Annotated in this window: 1 protein-coding gene; it reads left to right on the top strand. The window is 34.6% G+C overall.

What is annotated here, in order from left to right:
* Positions 1-131: 131 nt before the first annotated feature.
* A partial coding sequence (locus tag AACQ14_RS23630; RefSeq protein ID WP_339366000.1) for a hypothetical protein occupies positions 132-601 on the top strand: 470 nt, incomplete at its 3' end.

Below are 601 nucleotides of genomic sequence, written 5' to 3'. Positions count from 1 at the left end.
CAAAATATGAATGTGCTTCCAGCATGTGGTGCTTTGATAAAATTAGAGAAGGTGGAGGATTATCTATATTTTGTCATCCATATTGGTTGATTGAATCGGGATATTATATTTCTAATTCTATAATTGACTTTATGTATGACAACCAACCTTATGACGCTAATGAAGTTATTGGAGGATATCATCCATATGAATTTTCATCAAACACTTTACAGATTGCTAGATATTATGAAGAACGAGCAAAAGGTAAAGAAGTACCAATAGTAGGTGTAAGTGATGCACATGGTTGTGAGGATAAAGACTTGTTCGGCTGGTTCTATACTATAGTTTTTGCACCTTCTAATGAACAGCCCGATATAATTAAAAGCATTAAAGATCTATATAGTGTAGCAGTGGAATTCCCTGCTGGAGAAACTGTTAGACCTGTTGGACCTTTCCGTCTTGTAAAATACGCTCTATTCCTAATTAGAGAGGTTTTTCCATTACATGATGAACTTTGCTATGAAGAGGGACAATTAATGCTAAAACATATATCAGGTGACGAAAATGCCAAGGTTAGGTTAAATGGTCTAAAAGGTCAAGTCAATGACCTATACAATAAACT

Source organism: Vallitalea maricola (genome assembly GCF_036985595.1).
In the GTDB taxonomy this organism is placed as follows: Bacteria; Bacillota; Clostridia; order Lachnospirales; family Vallitaleaceae; genus Vallitalea; species Vallitalea maricola.
The sequence above is the reverse complement of the archived record's forward strand: the minus strand, read 5'-3'. Positions and strand labels throughout refer to the sequence as shown.